A 21,540-nucleotide genomic window follows, 5' to 3' on the forward strand; every position below is an offset into this window, starting at 1 on the left:
TATCAGTAACGATGCCGCGCAAAGCCGAATCGACAGCGCACGAACGCGTGTTGTCGCTTCATTGAAATTGGCTAACGAACTGATAGAAAAAAATAGATGGGCCGCGCAAAATTCACGCCGACAACAACAAAGGATCTGGGAAGAACAACAGGAAGCAAAGCGGAAGAAAAAGGAAGGTGACGAGCCCGACCCTCGGCACTGGTGGAAAACGGCTGTGGCTGCTTCGTTCCCGACCTGACCAGGTTGACCATCCCTCCATGCGAGGAGGCCCGTCACGAAACATTCTATCACCGCTTGGCCCGTCGCGCGACTGTTAATACGACCAAAGCTCCTCCGGAGCGCCGAATCAGGGCCTTCGCTCAATATAGGCACCGCACCGGCCGCACGTGCGCGAGCCACTTGTGTTTGCCGTCCGAGCCACCAGATAAGGTGCGTAGCAGTGCATGGAACGTAGCGGAACTTCACCGGCAGCCAATGGCCCCACTGCCCTTGATGAGTACTATCACCCCCGGCAACGCATAGCGAATTAAGCTAAACTGCCGTACGGATGACCCGCAAACGCGAGCCTTCCGCACATTCCTGAAATGGTTTTTGGCCTTTTCAGGCGTGTGCCGGCAGACTCCAATTGCGGCAAAGCGAACGGAAGTTTCCTTAGGTTTTGGTGTATCGTGGCGAGCAATTCAGGCGGGCCTCGAACCGATAGAGGTATTCATACAATGAGCGAACAAATCAAGCATATTAGCGACGCATCGTTCGAACAGGACGTCGTGAAATCCGATAAACCCGTGCTGCTCGATTTCTGGGCTGAATGGTGCGGTCCGTGCAAGATGATCGCGCCGATCCTCGACGAAGTCGCGAAGGATTACGCCGATCGCCTGCAAATCGCCAAGATCAACGTCGACGAGCATCAATCGACGCCGGTCAAGTTCGGCGTGCGCGGCATCCCCACGCTGATCCTGTTCAAGAACGGCGCTGTCGCCGCGCAGAAAGTCGGCGCACTGTCGAAATCGCAACTCACCGCGTTCCTCGACGGCAACCTGTAAAGCGGAGCGCGTCGGCGCGCCTCGAGACCCCTCGGAAACTTGAGGCGCATCGCCTTGAGCGTGTTGTCAGCCGGCAACACGCTCAATAAGAAAGATGCCATGCCGCCGCACTGGCGGAAATTGGCGTGTGCTATGCTAGAATCCGCAAAACGTCGAAAAGACGTGTAAGTCCTTGAGCGGTTCCGCTCACTCTCCTCCCAGATTTCATTTCGTCGCATCTTCTCCTGCGGGTTCTCCGTATGCATTTATCCGAGCTTAAGACTCTGCACGTGTCCGAATTGATCGAGATGGCCAACGGCCTCGAGATCGAAAGTGCGAACCGCCTGCGCAAGCAGGAATTGATGTTCGCCATTCTAAAAAAACGAGCCAAAACGGGCGACACGATCTTCGGCGACGGCACGCTCGAAGTGCTGCCGGACGGCTTCGGTTTCCTGCGATCCCCGGAAACCTCCTATCTCGCCAGCACGGACGATATCTACATCAGCCCGTCGCAAATCCGCCGCTTCAACCTGCATACGGGCGACACGATCGAAGGCGAGGTGCGCACGCCTAAAGACGGCGAACGCTATTTCGCGCTGGTGAAGGTGGACAAGGTCAACGGCCAGCCGCCGGAAGCCTCGAAACACAAGATCATGTTCGAAAACCTGACGCCGCTGCACCCGAACAAGGTGCTGCTGCTCGAACGTGAAATGCGCGGTGAAGAAAACGTCACGGGCCGCATCATCGACATGATCGCGCCGATCGGCAAGGGCCAGCGCGGCTTGCTGGTCGCGTCGCCGAAGTCGGGCAAGACCGTGATGCTGCAGCACATCGCGCATGCGATCAAACAGAACCATCCGGATGTCGTGCTGTTCGTGTTGCTGATCGACGAACGCCCGGAAGAAGTGACCGAAATGCAGCGTTCGGTGGCCGGCGAAGTGATCGCCTCCACCTTCGACGAACCGGCTGCGCGTCACGTGCAAGTCGCCGAAATGGTGATCGAAAAAGCCAAGCGCCTCGTCGAAATGAAGAACGACGTGGTGATTCTGCTCGACTCGATCACGCGTCTCGCGCGCGCATACAACACTGTGGTGCCGGCCTCGGGCAAGGTGCTGACGGGCGGCGTCGACGCGAACGCGCTGCAACGTCCGAAGCGCTTCTTCGGCGCGGCGCGCAATATCGAAGAAGGCGGCTCGCTCACCATCATCGGCACGGCGCTGATCGAAACCGGCAGCCGCATGGACGACGTGATCTACGAAGAATTCAAGGGCACCGGCAACATGGAAGTGCACCTGGAACGCCGCCTTGCTGAAAAGCGCGTCTATCCGTCGATCAACCTGAACAAGTCCGGCACGCGCCGCGAAGAACTGCTGATCAAGCCCGAAGTGCTGCAAAAGATCTGGGTGCTGCGCAAGTTCATTCACGACATGGACGAAGTCGAATCGATGGAATTCCTGCTCGACAAGATCCGCCAGACGAAGAGCAACTCTGAGTTCTTCGACATGATGCGTCGTGGTGGCGGCGGCTAAAACCTGGTCCCGCGCTAGCCGCATCGCGTAAGAAAGCCGCTCGCCGCAAACGAGCGGCTTTTTTTCGCCTGCAAGAAATGCACGCCACTGCATGCACGCCGCTGCACGCTATCCCGAAAACATGTACGTGAACGTACACGTTTCGCTATAATGCGAACACTCAGTCATGCCTCTCGCCGCTTATGTCGAAGGACTCACCCGCCCTGCTGACCGTGCGCGACGCCGCCGAACGCCTCGGCGTCACGCCGCGCACGCTGAAATACTACGAGGAACGCGGCCTCGTCTCGCCCACGCGCAGCGAGGGCCGCTACCGGCTTTACGACGAAGAAGACCTCAAGCGCTTCGGCCGGATTTTGCGTCTGCGCTCGCTTGGTTTCTCGCTGCACGGCATCACGGAAATGCTCAAACGTCCGCTCGAAGCGGTCGGCGGCACCCACCGCTATTCCAACGAATCGCTGCAGCAGATTCGCGACGCCATCGCGCAACAGGTCGACGCGCTCGACACGCGCATCGAAGCGATGCGCCGTGAACTCAAGGAAGCGCAAAGGCTCAGAGCCGAACTGAGCCCCGATCTGGACTATCTCGAACGGCGTCTCGCCGGCGAGAATGCCGACACGCTGCTGGAACAGCGCCGCAACGCACTCGCCAAAGCCGGGAGCACGAACACGCCGCCACTCGCGAAGCGCCCCAGAAAGCCGGGCGAATCCACATGAGTGCGACGTCGTCCCGCGTCCCCTTGTTCAGCGTCGAAAAGCTGCGCGGCGATTTTTTCCCCTGGGTATTGGCCGTCGTCACCGGCCTCGACTATTTCGACAACTCGATCTTTTCGTTCTTCACCAGCCACATCGCGGGCGGCATCAATGCTTCGCCCGACGAACTCGTGTGGGCGTCGAGCGCGTACGCGGTTGCGGCCGTGCTCGGCATCCTGCAACAACAGTGGTGGGTCGAACGCTTCGGTTACCGGCGCTACGTGGCCGGCTGCATGCTGCTCTATTCAGTCGGCGCGGTCGCCGCCGCGCTGTGCGAGTCGTCGATCGAACTCGCGTTCGCGCGCGGCTTTCAAGGCTACTTTGTCGGCCCGATGATGGGCACCTGCCGCATCCTGATCCAGATGAGCTTCACGCCGCAACAACGGCCGGCGGCGACACGTGCGTTTCTCATACTGATCGTGTTGAGCAGCGCGCTCGCGCCGTTGATCGGCGGCCAGCTGGTCGCGCATTTCGACTGGCGCGCGCTGTTCGCCTGCACGGCGCCGGTGGGCGTGCTGTTCGCCGTGCTGGCCATGCTCGCGCTGCCCGACTCGGGCAATCGCCTACCGGAGGAACGCGGTTCGGCACATTTCTGGCCGTACATCATCTTCGCGTTCGCGCAAGGTGCACTGCAAATCGTGATGCAGCAAGTGCGCTTCCAGTTGTTCAGCGCGTCGCCGGGGCTGATTCTTCTCACGGTCGCGGGGATCGTCGCGCTGGGCTGGTTTGCCCACCACCAATGGCATCATCCGGCTCCGCTCGTGCGCCTGCATGCGCTGCGCGAAAAAGTCTTCCAGGTCGGGCTCGTGCTGTACATGTTCTACTATTACGTCTCGACCGTTTTCAGCTATCTGATCTCACGCTTTCTCGAAAGCGGTCTCGGCTATCCGGTCGAAAACACGGGTCAACTGGTCGGCGTCACGTCGCTGATTTCAGCCAGCGCGCTGTTCGTCTACCTGCGCTACGCGAAGCTCCTGCCGCGCAAAAAATGGATCATCGTGCCGGGCTTCGCGGTGGCGGCGTTCACCGCGGCGTGGATGACGCGCATGTCGCCGGGCGTCGGCGAGGCGGCGTTGATCGTGCCGCTGCTGCTGCGCGGCTTACTGCTGTTGTTCATCGTGCTGCCGGTTGCCAATCTGACGTTTAGAATCTTCGCTATTGAAGAGTTCACGCACGGCTACCGGCTGAAAAACATCGTGCGGCAATTGACGATCTCGTTTGCGACGGCCTCGGTGATCATCGTCGAGCAGCATCGGCAGGCGCTGCATCAAACGCGGCTCGCGGAGTTCGTGAATCCGTACAATCCAGCCTTCCAGGGTTCGCTAGCCGCGCTGACCAACAGCTTTGCCGCCGCGGGCCGCTCGCCGTCCGAAGCGCACTCGCTCGCGGTGGTGGAAATCAGCCGGACGATCATGCAGCAGGCGAGCTTTTTGACGTCGCTGGACGGTTTTTACTTCCTGATCGGCATAGCGATATGCGGCGGCATTTTTGCCGCGTGGCAAAATCAGATCGACTAGGGGTTTCATCAGGCCATGCTTTCGAAACTCACTCAATGGCTCGGCACGCGCCGCCGCGACCGCGCGCTGCGCGAGTACGCAATCGACGACGCGCTCTGGCAAGCCACGCTCGACGGCCTGCCGTTCCTCGCGCACCTCGACGCGCAGGATCTCGTGCGCCTGCGCGAACTGACGAGCCTGTTCATCGCGCAAAAGAAGTTTTCGACCGCGCACGAGCTCGAGCTGACCAACGCGATGACCGTTGCGATCGCCGCGCAAGCCTGCTTGCCGGTGCTGAACCTGAGCCTCGACCTGTATCGCGGCTGGGTCGGCGTGATCGTCTATCCGGGCGAGTTCGTGATCCGCAAAACGGTCGAGGACGAAGACGGCGTGGTGCACGAAGTCGAACACGATGCGAGCGGCGAAGCGTGGGAAGGCGGGCCGGTGGTGCTGTCGTGGGAAGACGCGCAGATGACGGACGGCACGGATGCGTACAACGTCGTGATTCATGAATTCGCGCACAAGATCGACATGCTGACCGGCGAAGCGGACGGCCATCCGCCGCTCTTGCGCCGCTGGCATGCGCCGCTCGATTCACAGGCGTGGGCAGACGTCTTCGACCACGCCTACGACCACTTCTGCGCCAAAGTCGACGCAGTGCCGGAGCGCCGCTGGGCGCGTTTCGAGCGTGATTCGCTGATCGATCCTTACGCGGCCGATCATCCATCGGAATTTTTTGCCGTTTGCAGCGAGGCGCTGTTCGTCAAACCGCAGGCGTTCGAGGCCGAGTACCCGGAGCTGTACCGGCTGCTGGCCCGCTATTACCGGCAGGACCCGGCGCGCGTGGGCGTAGCGTTCACACCGGCATAACAATGGCCGAGGCCCGCCCAATAAGGGCCGCCGTGCAGCCCGGGCAATCAGAACCAGGGGGCAGAAAGCTCGCCAACCGTCTGATTTTCTGGCATAATCGCCGTTTTTCGACCCTAGGCAAGTGGCTCGCGCCAAGATGCGGTTAGCGTTATGTGTTCTTTACGCGGCTGCACGCGGGTTGGCTACCGCCAGATTAAAGGAAAGACCATGAAAGAAGGTATTCACCCGGATTACCGCGAAGTCCTGTTCATCGATATGTCGAACGACTTCAAGTTTGTGACGCGCTCGACCATCCAGACGCGTGAAACCGCCGAATTCAACGGCAAGACTTACCCGCTCGCCAAGATCGAAGTGTCGTCGGAATCGCATCCGTTCTACACCGGCCAACAAAAGATCATGGACACGGCTGGCCGCGTCGAAAAGTTCAACAAGAAGTTCGGCTCGCGCGCTACCGGCAAGGCAGCAGCGAAGTAATACGCGCCTCGTCGCCGGCCATGGGCCGGCTGCGAAGCAGCAGCAAAAAAGGGCAGCGCGAGCTGCCCTTTTTTGTCACCTCATGCCGGGCGCTCGTACATAGCGCTGACGGCGCCGCCCGTTCCAGCGGCATTGTTACCAGCGCCCCGACGACGTTGCGAGCCATTACCGGCCGTGACGCGCCTCGCACCGCACGACTACAATGCCGGATGCTCCGAATCGGCCATTCCACCGGACATTCCGTCCGGTGCCGGCTGCACCGCTTATCCGATATCCACACACCGCATGAGACCTGCCGTTCGCCTCACAGCCTCTGCGACCAGCGCATTGCCGCGCTGGCTGCTGCTGACCATCTGTATCGTCTACGCATCGTTTGGCCTCTTCGGCCGCGACCCGTGGAAGAACGAGGACGCAGCCGGCTTCGGCGTCATGTGGACGATGGCCAACGGCGGCGCCCACGATTGGCTGCTGCCGAATCTGCTCGGCAAATACCTTACGGAAGACGGCCCGCTCGGCTACTGGCTGGGCGCCAGCGCGATCCGCGTGCTGGCGCCGTGGGTCGATGCGAGCAACGCGTCGCGGGTCTTCACCGGCCTGCTGTTCTGCGCGGGCTGCGCGTTCGTCTGGTATGCGGCCTACCTGCTCGGCCGGCGCGCCGAAGTCCAGCCGTTCAAGTATGCGTTCGGCGGCGAGCCGGAACCGCGCGACTACGGCCGCACCCTCGCCGACGGCGCACTGCTGATCCTGCTCGCGTGCTTCGGCCTCGCCGAACGCGGCCACGAAACCACGCCGCAACTGGCGCAGTTCGTCGGCATCGCGATGCTCGTGTACGGGCTCGTGCGGATGATCGACAAGCCGATTCAGGGCGCGCTGATCTGGGGCCTCGCGCTCGGACTGGTGACGCTCGCCAGCAGTCCGGTGCTGGTCGGCGCATTGCTGCTCGGCACGCTGGCGATGACGTTGATCGTGCGCGAGGCGCGTTCGCGCTGGCTGCTGCTGGCCGGTTTGCCGGTCGCACTGGCGCTGTCGGTCGCGTGGCCGATCGCGGCGCTCGCCACGTTTCCCGACGACGCCGTCTGGTACCTGAATCAATGGGTGCACGTGAGCGTGAGCTCGTTTGCCGGGCCGCCCGGCTCGGTGGCGAAATACGCGCTGAAAAACCTGCCGCTGTTCACATGGCCGGCGTGGCCGCTGGCGATCTGGGCGTGGCTCAGCTGGTCGGGCCTGCGGCGCGCGCCGCACGTGGCGATTCCGCTGTCGGTGATCGGGCCGCTGCTGGTGCTCGTCGTGCTGCAAAGCCATCAGTCGAACCGGCTTTACATGCTGTTGCTGCCGCCGCTCGCGGTACTGGCCACGTTCGCGCTGCCCACGCTCAAACGCGGCGCAATCAACGCGATCGACTGGTTCGCGCTGCTGAGCTTCACGATACTCGGCAGTTTCGTCTGGCTGGTGTACGTGGCCGGACTAACCGGCTTCCCGCATCCGCTTGCACGCAATCTCGCGCGGCTCGCGCCGGGTTTCGCGCCCCAGTTCAAGATTCTGTCGTTCGTGTGCGCGGTCGCTGTGACCGTGTGCTGGTTCGTGCTGGTGCAGTGGCGTCTCGCGCGTCATCCGAAAGTCTTGTGGCGCAGCGTGGTGCTGTCGAGCGCCGGCACCACGCTGATGTGGGTACTGCTGATGACGCTGTGGCTGCCGGTCGTCAACTACAGCCGGACCTATAAGGACGTCGCCGAACAGATCGCGAGCCATCTGCCGGAGGACTACACCTGCATCTCGCCGGTGCGCCTCGGCAATGCGCAGATCGCGACCTTCGCCTATTTCGGCGACATGCATTTCTCGTTCGATCAGGATTGCGACGTGATCCTGCGCCAGGACACCCAGGATTTCGGCGAGCCCAGCGCGATGTCGGACTTCGTCTGGAAGCTGGTGTGGGAAGGCCGCCGCGTGGCCGACCGTGACGAACGCTTCCGCTTGTACGTGCGCATCGACCGTCCGAAGCCGCCGGTCGTCAAACGCCGCAACTGGCGCAAGAAGCCGGATTGAGCATGTTCGCCGACGTACGGAAAATCGCCGGGCTCGCGTGGCCCGTGCTGATCGGCCAGTTGGCGATCATCGCCTTCGGAGTGATCGATACGGCGATGGTCGGCCGCTATTCGGCCGTCGATCTCGCCGCGCTCGGCCTCGGCTCGTCGATCTACATTTCCGTCTACATCGGCCTGACCGGCATTCTGACCGCGCTGCAACCCATCACCGCGCAACTCTACGGCGCGCGCCGCTACATCGAGATCGGCGAGGAAGTTCGACAGGCGCTATGGCTCGCACTCGCGTTGACCGTGATCGGTTTCCTGATTCTCTATTTTCCGGGGCCGATGCTGCGGCTGGCGCGCGTACCTGACGCGCTGCACGAACGCACGGTCGCCTACCTGCGGATTCTGTCGTTCGGCTTGCCGGCGAGCCTTGCGTTTCGCGTCTACAGTTCGCTGACCAATGCCGTCGGCAAACCGCGGCTCGTGATGATCCTGCAGATCGGCGCGCTGCTACTCAAGTTTCCGCTCAACACGTGGTTCATCTTCGGCGGCCTCGGCGTGCCGGCGATGGGCGGCCCGGGCTGCGCGCTCGCCAGTATCGCGATCAACTGGGGGCTCGCGCTGGTCGGCATGCTGCTGTTGACGCGCGTCGACGTGTTCACCCCTCTCGCGATTTTCGCGCGCTTCTGCTGGCCGGTCTGGCGGCGCCAGGCGGCGCAGCTGCGGCTCGGCATTCCGATGGGCCTGTCGTATCTGATCGAAGTCACCTCGTACACGTTCATGGCGCTCTTCATTGCGCGCTTCGGCACGACGACGCTTGCCGGCCACCAGATCGCGGGCAACATCGGCGCGGTGCTATATATGACGCCGCTGTCGATCGGCATCGCATCGTCCACGCTGGTCGCCCAGGCGCTCGGCGCGCATCGTCACGAAGCGGCGCGCACGTTGTCGCGTCACGGCATCATGATGGCCGTGACGATTGCGCTCTGCTACGGCGCGATCGTGCTGGTGCTGCGACCGTACGTGATCGAAGGCTACACGCCGGATGCGCAGGTGGCCGCGGCTGCGATGCCGCTGGTGCTGATCGTCGTGTGCTATCACCTGTTCGATGCATTGCAGATCACCACCGCGTTCGTGCTGCGCGCCTACAAGGTGGCGATCGTGCCGACCGTGATCTATGCGATTGCGTTGTGGGGCGTGGGGCTGGGCGGCGGCTATCTGCTCGGCTTCAATGTGAGCGGCGCCATACCCGAGTGGCTGACGGGCGCGCGAGGGTTCTGGGTCGCGAATACGGCGAGCCTGGTGATTGCCGGTATTGGCTTGCTGCTGTACTGGCGGGTTGTCAGTGAGCGGTATTTGCGCGTCGAGACAGTGGTCAGGGCGGATTCGGCGGCTTGACGCGAAGCGGATGGCCGCACGAATAGGAAAGCGCCCCTTCCTGGAAAACCATGCTTTTGGGTTAGCCGCCGGCGCGTCGTGCAAGTTGGCTGCTGAAATTGACCGTTAGTTGCATTTGGCTCCAGATAAAAAGCGGCTGCACCCAGCAGCCGCTCCACCCTACCCTGCCGTCATCTCAAGCCGCTTGCGCTTCGCTCGATGCCTGATCGTGCCGCTCGAAAATCTCCCGCGCCGCGAACAGCGCGTTCAGCGCCGCCGGGAATCCCGCGTAGAGCGCCATCTGCATGAAGACCTCGACGATCTCCTCGCGCGTGCAGCCGACGTTCAGCGCCGCCTCGATATGCACTTTCAACTGCGGCTGCGCGCAGCCGAGCGTTGCCAGTGAGGCAATCGTCGCGATCTCTCGCGCGCGCAGATCGAGTTGCGGCCGGCTGTAAATATCGCCGAAGCCGAATTCGAGCAACAGGCGTCCGAAATCCGGCGCAATCGGCGCGAGTGCGGCGATCACCTGCTCGCCGGCCGAGCCGTCGATTTCCTTCAGTTTGTTCCAGCCTCGGGTGTAGCGATCGTTTTGTGCGTGTTCCATGGTGAGTCCTTTTCCGAATGCGATTGAGTTTCGTCGATTTGTCGTGTCGGATGCTGTGCAGCGGGATGCTGCCCAGCGGGATGCCGCCCAGCCGCTTCGTAGTACGCGATCTTGTCGACGATAACGCCGAGGTTGGTCTGCAACTCGGCGATCCGCGCCAGAACCTCATCCCGATGCGCCATCAGCATCTCGCGCCGCTCGCGTATCGTGGGCTGACCTTCGGCCCGCAATGCGGCGAATGCCTGCATCCCGGCGATCGGCATACCGGTCGCCTTCAGGCGCATCACGAACTGCAGCCAGTCGAGATCGGCAGGCGAATACAGGCGATGCCCCGCCTGCGTACGCCCGACGGCCCGAATCAGACCGGCCTGTTCGTAATAGCGCAGCGTGTGAGTCGAGACGCCCAGCGCTTGCGCGACCTGGCCGATGGTGAGTGCTTTCGACATTTTCGACATGACGGTACTCAGGTTAGGACTTCGAGTGCACTCTAAGTCAAGTGAATTGCGCTGTCATTCAGCGACGCGTTGATCGATAAGCGCACAACGGCTTATGTGCGAGGCAAAAGGTTTAAATATTGTCGAGACTGATTTACTTGTCATGAATCGATCGGTATAAATCGACGGCGTTCGCAAATAAGGGCGCGCAATTTGTCCTATCCTTAAGCGCAGCGCCTGCTGACAGGATGCGTCGTCCGTTCCCGGCTAACTTTTTTTGCCCTCAATGGAGTGCTTGCCATGCTGAAGAAGCTTCTCATGCTTTGCGTTGCTTTGGCTTTGTCGCTGTCGGCCGGATTCGCGGCGGCCGTCGAAGTGAATTCCGCCGACCAGGCCACGCTCGAATCGGTCAAGGGCATCGGCCCGGTTCACGCAAAAGCGATCATCGACGAACGCACCAGGAACGGCCCCTTCAAGGACGCTGACGATCTCGCCGCCCGCGTCAAAGGCATCGGCACCAAATCGGTGACCAACCTCGAGGCGGCGGGCCTGACGATCAACGGCTCGTCCGCACCGCCGACCGGCGCCAAGCCGGCCGCGAAGTCGACCAGCGCCGCAAGCACCAAGGCAGCGCCGGCGGCTGCACCTGCGGCTACCACGCCGACCACAGCGCCGGCCGCAACGCCGACCGCAGCATCGGGCACGAAAGCCTCGAAGTCGAACAAGAAGAGCAAAGCCGCGGCGTCCGATGCGGCAGCGGCTTCGGCACCGGTTACTGCGGCAGCAGCCAGCGCGCCGGCCGACGCGTCCGGCACCAAGGCTTCGAAGAAAAAGGCGAAGAAGAGCAAGGCGGCGTCGGCTGCTGCGGCCTCCGGCGGCGCGTAATATCGGCTTGAGCATCGGCAACGTGATGGCCGCGCTTACGCCGCCGTCCGCCTCGCCTCCCCGGCGCCGCGCAACCGCGCGGCGTTTTCAACCCGCCGACCCGTCAAGCACGCGTCGGCATTCAAGAGATACCGTCATGAGCCTACTCGACACTATTGGTTCCCTGGTTGGCAAATCGCCCGAGGGCGGCGGCCAGCAAGCCCTGGTTTCCGCCGCACTCGAATTCGTCAATAACCAGCCGGGCGGCTTGAACGGCCTGATCGACCGCTTCAAGGAAAAGGGCCTCGGCGACGTCGTTTCGTCGTGGGTCAGTAACGGCGAGAACCAGCCGATCGCACCGGATGCACTGCACAGCGTGCTCGGCTCGGATGCCGTCGCCAGCCTCGCGGAGAAAGCCGGCGTGCAGCCGGATCAGGTCACCGGACTCCTGTCGCAGATTTTGCCGCACGTCGTCAACGCGGCCACACCGGAAGGCGAAGTGCCCGCCGAAGGCCAACTGAATGCGCCGACCGTGCTCGGCGCGCTCGGCGGCCTGTCGGCGTTGTTCGGCAAGGGCAACGCGTAAGCGGGCCCCATCATCGGCCTCGTCGTCGGCCTCGTCGTCGACCTCATGCGCGGGCTCGTCAGGCATCCTGACCGCCCGTCAAAGGGTGAAAAAAAGCGGCAACGAAGTCACCTTCGTTGCCGCTTTTGATTTTGCCAGATGCGTTTGGCAAAGGACTTTGGCAGATTCGGCCCGCACCTCAGCCGTTCCCTGCCGAACGCCGGTCGCTTAATGCACGACGCGTTCGAACACCAGCTTGCCGTCTTCCACTTCGACCGGAATCACATCCTTCGGGCCGAACTTGCCGGCCAGAATCAGCTTCGCGACCGGATTTTCGATCTCCTGCTGGATCGCACGCTTTAACGGCCGCGCACCGAACAGCGGATCGTAGCCGACCTTTCCGACGTGCTCGAGCGCCGCGTCCGACACCACCAGTTGCATGTCGAGCCTGGCAAGCCGTTCATGCAGACGCTGCAACTGAATCCGCGCGATCGACTGGATATTCGAGCGGTCGAGCGCATGAAACACCACGACGTCGTCGATCCGGTTAAGGAATTCGGGCCGGAAATGCAGCTTCACTTCTTCCCAGACCGCATCCTTCACCGTTTCCTGCGGCTCGCCGACCATCGACTGGATCAATTGCGAGCCGAGGTTCGACGTCATCACGATCACCGTGTTCTTGAAGTCCACGGTACGGCCCTGGCCGTCGGTCATGCGGCCGTCATCGAGCACTTGCAGCAGCACGTTGAACACGTCCGGATGAGCCTTCTCGATTTCGTCGAGCAGGATCACGCTGTACGGTTTGCGGCGCACGGCTTCGGTCAGATAACCGCCTTCCTCGTAACCGACGTACCCCGGCGGCGCACCGATCAAACGCGCGACGCTATGCTTCTCCATGAATTCGCTCATGTCGATGCGGATCAGATGATCCTCCGAATCGAACAGGAACGACGCCAGTGCCTTGCACAGCTCGGTCTTGCCCACGCCGGTCGGCCCGAGGAACAGGAACGAACCATACGGCCGGTTCGGATCCGCCAGACCTGCCCGCGAACGGCGGATCGCATCGGCGACCGCGCTGATCGCCTCGTCCTGACCCACCACGCGGTCGTGCAGTTTCTCCTCGATCTGCAGCAGCTTTTCGCGCTCGCCCTGCATCATGCGCGACACCGGAATGCCGGTTGAACGCGACACGACTTCGGCGATTTCCTCCGCGCCGACCTGCGTGCGTAACAGGCGCGGCCGGGTCGGGTTGTTCTGCTCTTTCGCCTCGGCCTGGGTCACTTCCTTCAGTTGAGCCTCGAGCCCCGGCAGCTTGCCGTATTGCAACTCGGCGACCTTCTCCAGCTTGCCTTCGCGCTGCAAACGCGTGATTTCCGCACGCGTTTTCTCAATCTCTTCCTTCAGTTGCGCGCTGCCCTGCACCGCGGCTTTTTCCGCGGTCCAGATTTCTTCGAGGTCCGAATATTCGCGATCCAGCCGCTCGATTTCTTCCTCGATCAATTGCAGACGCTTTTGCGACGCTTCATCCTTTTCCTTCTTGACGGCTTCGCGTTCGATCTTCAACTGGATCAAACGACGGTCGAGCCGGTCCATTTCTTCCGGCTTCGAGTCGATTTCCATCTTGATCTTCGAAGCGGCTTCGTCGATCAGGTCGATCGCCTTGTCCGGCAGAAAACGGTCCGTGATATAGCGATGCGACAGTTCGGCTGCCGCGACGATCGCCGGGTCGGTGATATCGACGCCGTGATGCAGCTCGTACTTCTCCTGCAAACCGCGCAGGATCGCAATGGTGGCCTCGACAGTCGGCTCGTCGACCAGCACCTTCTGGAAACGGCGTTCGAGCGCAGCATCCTTCTCGATGTACTTGCGATATTCGTCGAGCGTGGTGGCGCCGACGCAATGCAGTTCGCCGCGCGAGAGCGCCGGCTTGAGCATATTGCCCGCGTCCATTGCGCCTTCCGCTTTGCCCGCACCGACCATCGTGTGAATCTCGTCGATGAAGACGATGGTCTGGCCTTCGTCTTTCGCGATGTCGTTCAAGACGGCCTTCAGGCGTTCTTCAAACTCGCCGCGATACTTGGCGCCGGCCAGCAAGGCCGCCATGTCCAACGACAGCACGCGCTTGCCCTTCAGCGTTTCCGGCACCTCGCCGTTGACGATGCGCTGCGCCAGGCCTTCGACGATCGCGGTCTTTCCCACGCCCGGCTCGCCGATCAGCACCGGATTGTTCTTGGTGCGGCGCTGCAGGATCTGAATCGAACGGCGGATCTCGTCGTCGCGGCCGATCACCGGATCGAGCTTGCCCGCACGCGCGCGCTCGGTCAGATCGATGGTGTACTTCTTCAGCGCTTCGCGCTGGCTTTCGGCGTCCTGGCTATGCACCTGCGAGCCGCCGCGCACCGCGGCAATCGCGCTTTCCAGCGACTTGCGCGACAGGCCGTGCTGACGCGCGAGGCGGCCCGCCTCGCCTTTGTCGTCGGCGATGGCGAGCAGGAACATTTCGCTCGCAATGAACGTGTCGTTGAGTTTTTGTGCTTCCTTGTCGGCCTGGTTCAGCAAGCCGGTCAGCTCGCGGCCGATCTGCACGTTGCCGTCGGTGCCCTGCACCTGCGGCAGGCGCGTCATCGCGTCGTTCAACGCGGTTTGCAGCGCCTGGACATGCACGCCGGCACGCGAGAGCAGCGAGCGCGCCGAACCGTCCTGCTGGGCGACGAGCGCCGAAAGGACATGGACCGGTTCAATGTATTGATTGTCGTGGCCGACGGCCAGACTCTGCGCATCAGCCAGCGCTTCCTGGAATTTAGTGGTGAGTTTGTCGATTCTCATCAAGAGACCTCCAATTTCGATTACCACCAAAATGAGGCGTTTTGCGCGGGTTTCAAGCGCTTTTTTGCATCAAGCGACAACTATTTAACATTTGATGCGCGAGATCTGCCGCGCCGGCTTCAGCCCGCCGGCGCCGCGCCGCCGCCGGCGGGCGTGGCCGGTGCGATCGGCACGATCGGAATTGCTGTACTCAGGCCGAGCACCGCAGCCAGCGGACCGTGCGGCTGCGCGACTTCGCCGATGGTATGACGGTCGAGTTCGGCAAAGAACGCATTACGCGCCGCTTCGAGCGCCCCTTTCAGACGGCATTGCGCCGTAATGACGCAGGCGCGGCGCTCGCCGTGCTCGTCCGGGAAACAGCCGGCCAACGCAAAGTCGCTTTCGGTGGCGCGCACAATTTCGCCGACCGTCAGCGCGCTGGTCTGCTCGGCCAGACGCAAGCCGCCGTTGCGCCCGCGCACAGTCTCGACCCAGCCGAGTTCGCCGAGCTGCTGCACGACTTTCATCAGGTGATTCCGGGAGATCCCATAGGCCTCGGAAATGTCCTGGATCGTCGATAATCCCTCGCCGCGAACGGCGAGATACAACAGGACGCGCAGCGAATAGTCCGTATAGTCGGTCAGTCTCATAAGTACTAATGCCACAATGAGCGCAAGCCGCGATCCGGGAGATAACCGCGTCGATGCAAGGGTTGCCGGGGGCCGTCGCTTCGCCATAAGATGCAGGCGCTACGCATATTTTTGTGCGTTGACTGGCGGTATTTGTCTTTCGGCAGTAATGGTAACGTTTCCCGCTTGGGCCATTCATGCGAAAAGCGGGGCATTCGCGGCCTAGTTCCTTCCGTATCGACTCAGTTTGAGGCCATTCGTGACTGTCTGTGGCGCCATGTGGCGCGCTGTGGCGATCCGCGACGAATGGCGGCATCTTATGGAAATTGCATGAATCCATCCTTCCTCGCAGCGCCGGTTGTCGAGCGCGCCGCCGCGCCCACCGACGCGAATATCCGCGGCCTCGTCTACGGTTTTTACGACCGCGTGCGCGCCGATCCGCTGCTCGGTCCCGTGTTCGAAACAACGCTGGCGGGCCGCTGGGACGACCATCTGCCAAAGATGTGCACGTTCTGGGCGAGCCTTGTGCTGGGTGCGAAGCAATACCGCGGCAACGTGCAGCAGGCGCATCAGCCGCTCGAGGGGATCGAGCCGCAACATTTCAGCCGCTGGCTGTATCTGTTCCTGGACACGGTGGAATCGCGCTATGAACCGGCTGCGGCGATCCGCTTCATGGAGCCGGCGCTGCGCATCGCACAGAGTTTGCAGTTGAGCCGCTTCGGCTGGGATTACACGATTCCGGCGGAACAGCAGGCGTTGCTGGAGCGCATCGCGCCCAGGCGGCATCCACGCGACGATGAGCCGCACGACTCACATGACCCGCGCGCATCGGCGCGGCCACGCGGCGAGCCGTTTCCGGCCCGGATCATCGGCAAAACGCAGGACGATTGAACGACGCGCGTGAAGCGCGCCCTTCGGCGAATCCGAACGGTGCCGCGGATTACTCCGCCGTCCGGTTAGCCGATTCGATGCCCCAACGGGCGAGCGCGGCGTCGTCGGTGACGCGCGCATCGACCCAGCGTTCGCCCTCCTCGGTCTTCTCTTTCTTCCAGAACGGCGCCTGGGTCTTCAGATAGTCCATCACGAATTCACACGACGCAAAAGCGTCGCCGCGATGCGCGGCAGTCGTCGCCACCAGCACGATCTGGTCGAGCGGATAGAGCTTGCCGACCCGATGCACGATCAGCACCTCGATCCCCGGCCAACGCTCTCGCGCGCTCACGACAATCGCCTCCAGCGACTTCTCCGTCATGCCCGGATAGTGTTCGAGCTCCATCGTTTCGACTGCGCTGCCTTCGTTCAGATCGCGCACGGTGCCGACGAAACAGGCCACCGCGCCGATCTTCGGATTGAGCGCGCGCAGCGCGGCAACCTCGGCAGAGAGGTCGAAGTCTTCCGTTTGTACACGAACGGGCATGGCAGGCTCCTGTGCGGTCGAGCGGCTCTTCAGCGCAGTTCAGCCGCCGGTGACGGGCGGAAAGAACGCGACTTCGCAACCTTCCGTGATGCGTGTGCCGGCGCCGGTCATCACGTGATTGCACGCCATGCGCAGCGCGCGGCCTTCGGCAAGGGTGTCGGCCCAGATGCCGCCGCGCACGCGCAGCCACGCGCGCACATCGCCGACCGTGGCGATGCCGTCGGGCAGGTCGACCATTTCGTCGGCCGTCTCGAGCGCTTCGCGCACACTTGCAAAATATCTGAGTTGAATCTTCATCGGGATGCCACCGGCCGTTGCCGGCCTTAGTTCAGCAATTCGGAAAAGGGAATGAAACGCACGGTCTCGCCGGCGCTGATCGCGTGATTCGGTGGATTGTCGATCAGGCCGTCGCCCCATACCGTCGACGTCAGCACGGCCGAACTCTGATTCGGGAACAGATCGAGACCGCCGGCCGGATTGACGCGTGCGCGCAGGAATTCGTTGCGGCGGTCGGCCTTGTTCTGCGTGAAGTCGGCGCGCAGCGACAGCGCGCGCGGCGCGACTGTCCGCACACCGGCGAGGCGCAAGACGAACGGGCGTACGAACAGCAGGAAGGTGACGAAGCTCGACACCGGGTTGCCCGGCAAACCGATGAAGAAAATTTCGTCCGACGTGACGGCATCGGCTTGCGGCGGCGTGCGGCGCACCGCGCCAAAGGCGAGCGGCTTGCCGGGTTTCATCGCGATTTGCCACATCGACAGGCGCCCTTCGGCTTCGACCGCGGGTTTCACGTGATCCTCCTCGCCCACCGACACGCCGCCGCAGGTCAGAATCAGATCATGCGCCTGGGCGGCCTCGCGTAATGTCGCTCGGGTCGCATCGAGCTTGTCCGGGACGATGCCGTAGTCCGTGACCTCGCAGCCGAGGTTTTCCAGCAGCCCGCGCAGCGTAAAGCGGTTCGAGTTGTAGATCGCGCCCGGTTTCAGCGGCTCGCCGGGCATCGTCAGTTCGTCTCCGGTGAAGAAAACGGCGACTTTTACACGGCGGCGCACGTGCAATTCCGCGCAACCGACCGAGGCGGCGAGTCCCAGTGCTTGCGGTGTCAGGCGTGTGCCCGCGGGCAGGATGATCGAACCGCTGCGGATGTCCGCGCCCTGGGCTGTGATCCATTCGCCTGGTTTGGGGCTGTGCAGGATCGTGACATCGTCGCCAGCGGCTTCGGTTTGCTCCTGCATCACGATTGCGTCGGCGCCAGGCGGCACCGTTGCGCCCGTGAAGATGCGGGCTGCTGTGTTTGCCTTTAAGGGTTCCGGGGCGTGGCCCGCCGGGATACGTTGGGAGACCGGGAACCGGCGGTTGCCATGCGCCAGGTCCCCGGTGCTTAGTGCGTAACCGTCCATTGAACTTGTGTTCATTGGAGGGACGTCCAGTGGCGAGACGACGTCTTCCGATAGCACGCGGCTTAGCGCTTCCAGCGTCGGGATCGATTCTGTACCGGCGATTGGGCTCGCGGCGCCAAGCAATGTCGCCAAGGCGTCGGCGGTTGAGAGCATCGGAGCGCGGGGCGTTGGGGTGGACATCGAGGTTCGGAGCCGCAGGTTAAAAGAATATTGTAGCGGTCGATGGGGGTGCCCTGGGGAGCGCGCCCCCCGTCGCGCCCGATGCTCATGGCTTTAGTCGCCCGTTTAGTCGCCCGTTTAGTCGCCCGTTTAGTCGTCCGTTTAGTCGTCCGCTTAATCGCCCGCTTAATCGCCCGTTTAATCGCCCGTTTAATCGCCCGTTTAATCGCCCGTTTAATCGCCCGTTTAATCGCCGGTGTTCGCCATCACGAAGTCCTTCACGCGCTGCACGTCCGCCGGCAGCACCTCGAAACGTTGCGGCAACGACTCCAAACCCGAAAACGCGGCCGGACGCTCCGGTTCGCGCAGCAGCGCTTCGCGGATCGTTTCGCCAAACTTGATCGGCTGCGCCGTCTCCAGCACGACCATCGGAATGCCCGGCTGCAAATGTTCACGCGCGACCTTCAAACCGTCGGCCGTGTGCGTGTCGATCATCGTGTCGTAGCGCTCGAATACGTCGCGGATCGCTTCCACCCGGTCTTCGTGGCTGCTGCGGCCCGACACGAAACCGAATTCCTTCACGCGCGCAAAATCGCCGCTCGCCGCCAGATCGAAACCACCCTTCTCTTCGACGTCGCGGAACAGTTGCAGCACCCGCGCCGGATCGCGCCCGAGCAGGTCGAACACGAAACGCTCGAAGTTCGATGCCTTCGAAATGTCCATGCTCGGGCTGCTCGTGTGATACGTCTCAGCCGCCTTGCGCACGCGGTAAATGCCGGTGCGGAAAAACTCGTCCAGCACGTCGTTTTCGTTCGTCGCCACTACCAGCTTCTCGATCGGCAAGCCCATCATCCGCGCAATGTGACCCGCGCAAACATTGCCGAAGTTGCCCGACGGCACCGTGAACGACACGCGCTCGTCGTTTGACTTCGTCGCGGCAAAGTAGCCCTTGAAGTAGTACACGACCTGCGCCACGACGCGCGCCCAGTTGATCGAATTGACCGTGCCGATCTTGTACTTCGCCTTGAACGCGTGATCGTTCGACACAGCCTTGACGATGTCCTGGCAGTCATCGAACACGCCTTCAACCGCGAGGTTGAAAATGTTCGGGTCCTGCAAGCTGTACATCTGCGCGGTCTGGAACGCGCTCATCTTCTTGTGCGGCGACAGCATGAACACGCGAATGCCCTGCTTGCCGCGCATCGCGTATTCGGCCGCGCTGCCGGTGTCGCCCGAGGTCGCGCCGAGAATGTTCAGCGTCTCGCCGTGCCTCGCCAGCGCGTACTCGAACAGGTTGCCGATCAGCTGCATCGCCATGTCCTTGAACGCGAGCGTCGGACCGTTCGACAGTTCGAGCAGCGACAGCGGCGCGCCGTTCTCGACACCCAGCGTCTTCAGCGGCGTGATCTGTGCGGCGCTTTCGTCGTCGCGGACGTTGCAGTAGGTCTCGGCCGTGTAGGTCTTGCGCGTCAGCGCGCGCAGATCTTCGGCGGGAATGTCGTCGCTGAATTTCGACAGGATCTCGAAGGCGAGATCGGCGTACGGCAGCGTGCGCCAGCGCGTCAGTTCGTCAGCGGAAACGCGCGGATATGCGGCGGGCAGGTACAGGCCGCCGTCTTTCGCGAGACCGCCCAGCAGGATGTCGGAAAACGTATGGCGCTCGCCGGCTCCGGCGCCGCGCGTGGAGAGGTAGTTCATATGTCGGCCTAGTTGAGCGCTTCCATGCGCAGCTTCGTAACTTGCGAGACAACGGTCTTCAGCGCTTCGATCGTTCTGATCGCGGCGTTGACGTTCTTTTCGACCGTCTCGTGCGTGATCAGGATGATGTCGGTCTCGCCCTTGCCGTTCGCGTCGACCTGCTCCGATTCCTTCTGCAACAGCGCGTCGATCGAGATGCCGGTGTCCGCGAGAATGCGCGTGATGTCGGCCAGCACGCCGGTCACGTCAGCCACACGCAGACGCAGGTAATAACCGCTCGTCACCTCGTCGATCGGCAGGATCGGCGTGCTCGACAGGCTGTCCGGCTGGAACGCCAGATGCGGCACGCGATGCTCCGGATCGGCTGTATGCAGACGCGTCACGTCGACCAGATCGGCGACCACCGCGGAGGCCGTCGGCTCCGCGCCCGCGCCCTTGCCGTAGTAGAGCGTCGTGCCGACCGCGTCGCCGTGCACGACGACCGCGTTCATCGCGCCTTCCACGTTCGCCAGCAGGCGCTTTTCCGGAATCAGCGTGGGGTGCACGCGCAGTTCGATGCCCTTGTCGGTACGGCGCGCGATGCCGAGCAGCTTGATGCGATAGCCGAGTTCTTCGGCGTATTTGATGTCGATCGCGGCGAGCTTGCTGATGCCTTCGACATAAGCCTTGTCGAACTGCACCGGCACGCCGAACGCGATCGCGCTCATGATCGTCGCCTTGTGCGCGGCGTCGACGCCTTCGATATCGAAAGTCGGATCGGCTTCGGCGTAGCCCAGTTCCTGGGCGGCCTTCAGCGCGGTCGCGAAGTCGAGACCGCGGTCGCGCATCTCCGACAGGATGTAGTTGGTCGTGCCGTTGATAATCCCGGCGATGTACTGAATGCGGTTCGCCGTGAGCCCTTCGCGCAGCGCCTTGATGATCGGAATGCCGCCCGCCACCGCCGCTTCGAACGCCACCATCACGCCGTTGGCGCGCGCCGCTTCGAAAATCTCCGTGCCGTGCACCGCGAGCAGCGCCTTGTTGGCCGTGACCACGTGCTTGCGGTTCCTGATCGCGCGCAGGACGAGGTCGCGCGCCACGCCCGTGCCGCCGATCATTTCCGCCACGATATCGATCGACGGATCGTCGACCACCGCGTTGAAGTCATCGGTCAGCGCCACGGTGCCGGCAACGCTGCCGAGCGCCGCGGTCGCCTTGGCGGGATTGCGCACGGCGATGCGCGCAATCTCGATACCGCGGCCCGCGCGGCGTTTGATTTCTTCCTGATTGCGGCGCAGTACCGTGAAGGTGCCGCTGCCTACCGTGCCGAAGCCCAGCAGTCCAACTTTGATCGGTTCCATGCAGCGTGTGTTTTCGAGTAGATGATTAAAAGGAAACGGGTGTCGGGTGTGGCGCGCCATGTACGGCGCGGTGAGTGC

At 62.5% G+C, this 21,540-nt stretch carries 20 protein-coding genes and 1 other RNA gene; 11 read left to right on the forward strand and 10 right to left on the reverse strand.

From position 1 onward, the window contains the following. Positions 1-175: 175 nt before the first annotated feature. Positions 176-274, reverse strand: an RNA gene (ffs, locus tag AC3WLT_RS14690) — signal recognition particle sRNA small type. A gap of 442 nt (positions 275-716) precedes the next feature. Between ffs and trxA the strand changes: the two genes are divergently transcribed. The 8 genes from trxA (at position 717) to AC3WLT_RS14730 (ending at position 9,565) form a co-directional block, all read left to right on the forward strand. Next, a complete protein-coding gene (trxA, locus tag AC3WLT_RS14695; RefSeq protein WP_006048864.1) occupies positions 717-1,043 on the forward strand; it encodes a thioredoxin TrxA in 327 nt (108 codons plus the stop codon). Positions 1,044-1,282: 239 nt separating this feature from the next. Continuing rightward, positions 1,283-2,551, forward strand: a complete 1,269-nt coding sequence (rho, locus tag AC3WLT_RS14700; RefSeq protein WP_492592446.1) for a transcription termination factor Rho — start codon at positions 1,283-1,285, stop codon at positions 2,549-2,551. Between the two features lie 182 nt (positions 2,552-2,733). Then, entirely contained in the window at positions 2,734-3,264 is a 531-nt protein-coding gene (locus AC3WLT_RS14705; RefSeq protein ID WP_492592447.1) for a MerR family transcriptional regulator, read from the forward strand. Beyond that, complete coding sequence (locus AC3WLT_RS14710) at positions 3,261-4,817, forward strand: MFS transporter (protein WP_492592448.1); 1,557 nt, start codon at positions 3,261-3,263, stop codon at positions 4,815-4,817. Before AC3WLT_RS14705 ends, AC3WLT_RS14710 begins: the two co-directional genes overlap by 4 nt. Before the next feature lie 15 nt (positions 4,818-4,832). Beyond that, positions 4,833-5,666, forward strand: coding sequence for a M90 family metallopeptidase (locus AC3WLT_RS14715; protein WP_492592449.1), 834 nt, complete (start codon positions 4,833-4,835; stop codon positions 5,664-5,666). A 207-nt stretch (positions 5,667-5,873) separates the two neighbouring features. Beyond that, positions 5,874-6,140 carry a type B 50S ribosomal protein L31 gene (locus tag AC3WLT_RS14720; RefSeq protein WP_042323790.1) on the forward strand — a complete coding sequence of 89 codons (267 nt, stop codon included), beginning with the start codon at positions 5,874-5,876 and terminating at the stop codon, positions 6,138-6,140. Positions 6,141-6,425: 285 nt separating this feature from the next. After that, on the forward strand, positions 6,426-8,183 hold the full coding sequence (locus tag AC3WLT_RS14725) for an ArnT family glycosyltransferase (protein WP_492592450.1): 1,758 nt from the start codon (positions 6,426-6,428) through the stop codon (positions 8,181-8,183). Positions 8,184-8,185: 2 nt separating this feature from the next. Continuing rightward, complete coding sequence (locus AC3WLT_RS14730; protein WP_492592451.1) at positions 8,186-9,565, forward strand: MATE family efflux transporter; 1,380 nt, start codon at positions 8,186-8,188, stop codon at positions 9,563-9,565. A 175-nt stretch (positions 9,566-9,740) separates the two neighbouring features. Here the strand turns inward: AC3WLT_RS14730 and AC3WLT_RS14735 are convergent, their stop codons facing one another. Both AC3WLT_RS14735 and AC3WLT_RS14740 read right to left on the reverse strand, forming a co-directional pair. Continuing rightward, on the reverse strand, positions 9,741-10,151 hold the full coding sequence (locus tag AC3WLT_RS14735; RefSeq protein WP_115099832.1) for a carboxymuconolactone decarboxylase family protein: 411 nt from the start codon (positions 10,149-10,151) through the stop codon (positions 9,741-9,743). Next, positions 10,103-10,606 carry a MerR family transcriptional regulator gene (locus AC3WLT_RS14740; RefSeq protein WP_492592452.1) on the reverse strand — a complete coding sequence of 168 codons (504 nt, stop codon included), beginning with the start codon at positions 10,604-10,606 and terminating at the stop codon, positions 10,103-10,105. Before AC3WLT_RS14740 ends, AC3WLT_RS14735 begins: the two co-directional genes overlap by 49 nt. Before the next feature lie 279 nt (positions 10,607-10,885). Between AC3WLT_RS14740 and AC3WLT_RS14745 the strand changes: the two genes are divergently transcribed. Together AC3WLT_RS14745 and AC3WLT_RS14750 are read left to right on the forward strand one after the other, a co-directional pair. Then, the gene (locus tag AC3WLT_RS14745; RefSeq protein WP_492592453.1) at positions 10,886-11,470 is read left to right on the forward strand and encodes a ComEA family DNA-binding protein; all 585 of its coding nucleotides are present in this window, start codon (positions 10,886-10,888) and stop codon (positions 11,468-11,470) included. Between the two features lie 25 nt (positions 11,471-11,495). After that, the gene (locus AC3WLT_RS14750) at positions 11,496-12,035 is read left to right on the forward strand and encodes a YidB family protein (RefSeq protein ID WP_492592509.1); all 540 of its coding nucleotides are present in this window, start codon (positions 11,496-11,498) and stop codon (positions 12,033-12,035) included. A gap of 207 nt (positions 12,036-12,242) precedes the next feature. Here AC3WLT_RS14750 and clpB read toward each other — a convergent pair whose 3' ends face one another. Next, complete coding sequence (clpB, locus tag AC3WLT_RS14755; RefSeq protein WP_492592454.1) at positions 12,243-14,840, reverse strand: ATP-dependent chaperone ClpB; 2,598 nt, start codon at positions 14,838-14,840, stop codon at positions 12,243-12,245. A gap of 119 nt (positions 14,841-14,959) precedes the next feature. Further along, positions 14,960-15,469: an Rrf2 family transcriptional regulator gene (locus AC3WLT_RS14760; RefSeq protein WP_492592455.1), complete on the reverse strand. Its 510-nt coding sequence runs from the start codon at positions 15,467-15,469 to the stop codon at positions 14,960-14,962. 309 nt (positions 15,470-15,778) lie between these two features. Between AC3WLT_RS14760 and AC3WLT_RS14765 the strand changes: the two genes are divergently transcribed. Then, positions 15,779-16,339, forward strand: coding sequence for a group III truncated hemoglobin (locus AC3WLT_RS14765; protein WP_492592456.1), 561 nt, complete (start codon positions 15,779-15,781; stop codon positions 16,337-16,339). A 49-nt stretch (positions 16,340-16,388) separates the two neighbouring features. Here AC3WLT_RS14765 and moaE read toward each other — a convergent pair whose 3' ends face one another. The 5 genes from moaE to AC3WLT_RS14790 all read right to left on the reverse strand — a co-directional run bounded on the left by moaE (position 16,389) and on the right by AC3WLT_RS14790 (position 21,462). Next, positions 16,389-16,865: a molybdopterin synthase catalytic subunit MoaE gene (gene moaE, locus AC3WLT_RS14770; RefSeq protein WP_492592457.1), complete on the reverse strand. Its 477-nt coding sequence runs from the start codon at positions 16,863-16,865 to the stop codon at positions 16,389-16,391. 39 nt (positions 16,866-16,904) lie between these two features. After that, entirely contained in the window at positions 16,905-17,162 is a 258-nt protein-coding gene (moaD, locus tag AC3WLT_RS14775) for a molybdopterin converting factor subunit 1 (protein WP_492592458.1), read from the reverse strand. Positions 17,163-17,188: 26 nt separating this feature from the next. Further along, positions 17,189-18,418, reverse strand: a complete 1,230-nt coding sequence (locus AC3WLT_RS14780) for a molybdopterin molybdotransferase MoeA (protein WP_492592510.1) — start codon at positions 18,416-18,418, stop codon at positions 17,189-17,191. A 252-nt stretch (positions 18,419-18,670) separates the two neighbouring features. Then, entirely contained in the window at positions 18,671-20,122 is a 1,452-nt protein-coding gene (gene thrC / locus AC3WLT_RS14785; protein ID WP_492592459.1) for a threonine synthase, read from the reverse strand. A gap of 8 nt (positions 20,123-20,130) precedes the next feature. Further along, positions 20,131-21,462 carry a homoserine dehydrogenase gene (locus AC3WLT_RS14790; RefSeq protein ID WP_492592460.1) on the reverse strand — a complete coding sequence of 444 codons (1,332 nt, stop codon included), beginning with the start codon at positions 21,460-21,462 and terminating at the stop codon, positions 20,131-20,133. Positions 21,463-21,540: the final 78 nt, after the last annotated feature.

Source organism: Paraburkholderia sp. FW306-2-2C-D06C, from assembly GCF_058781505.1.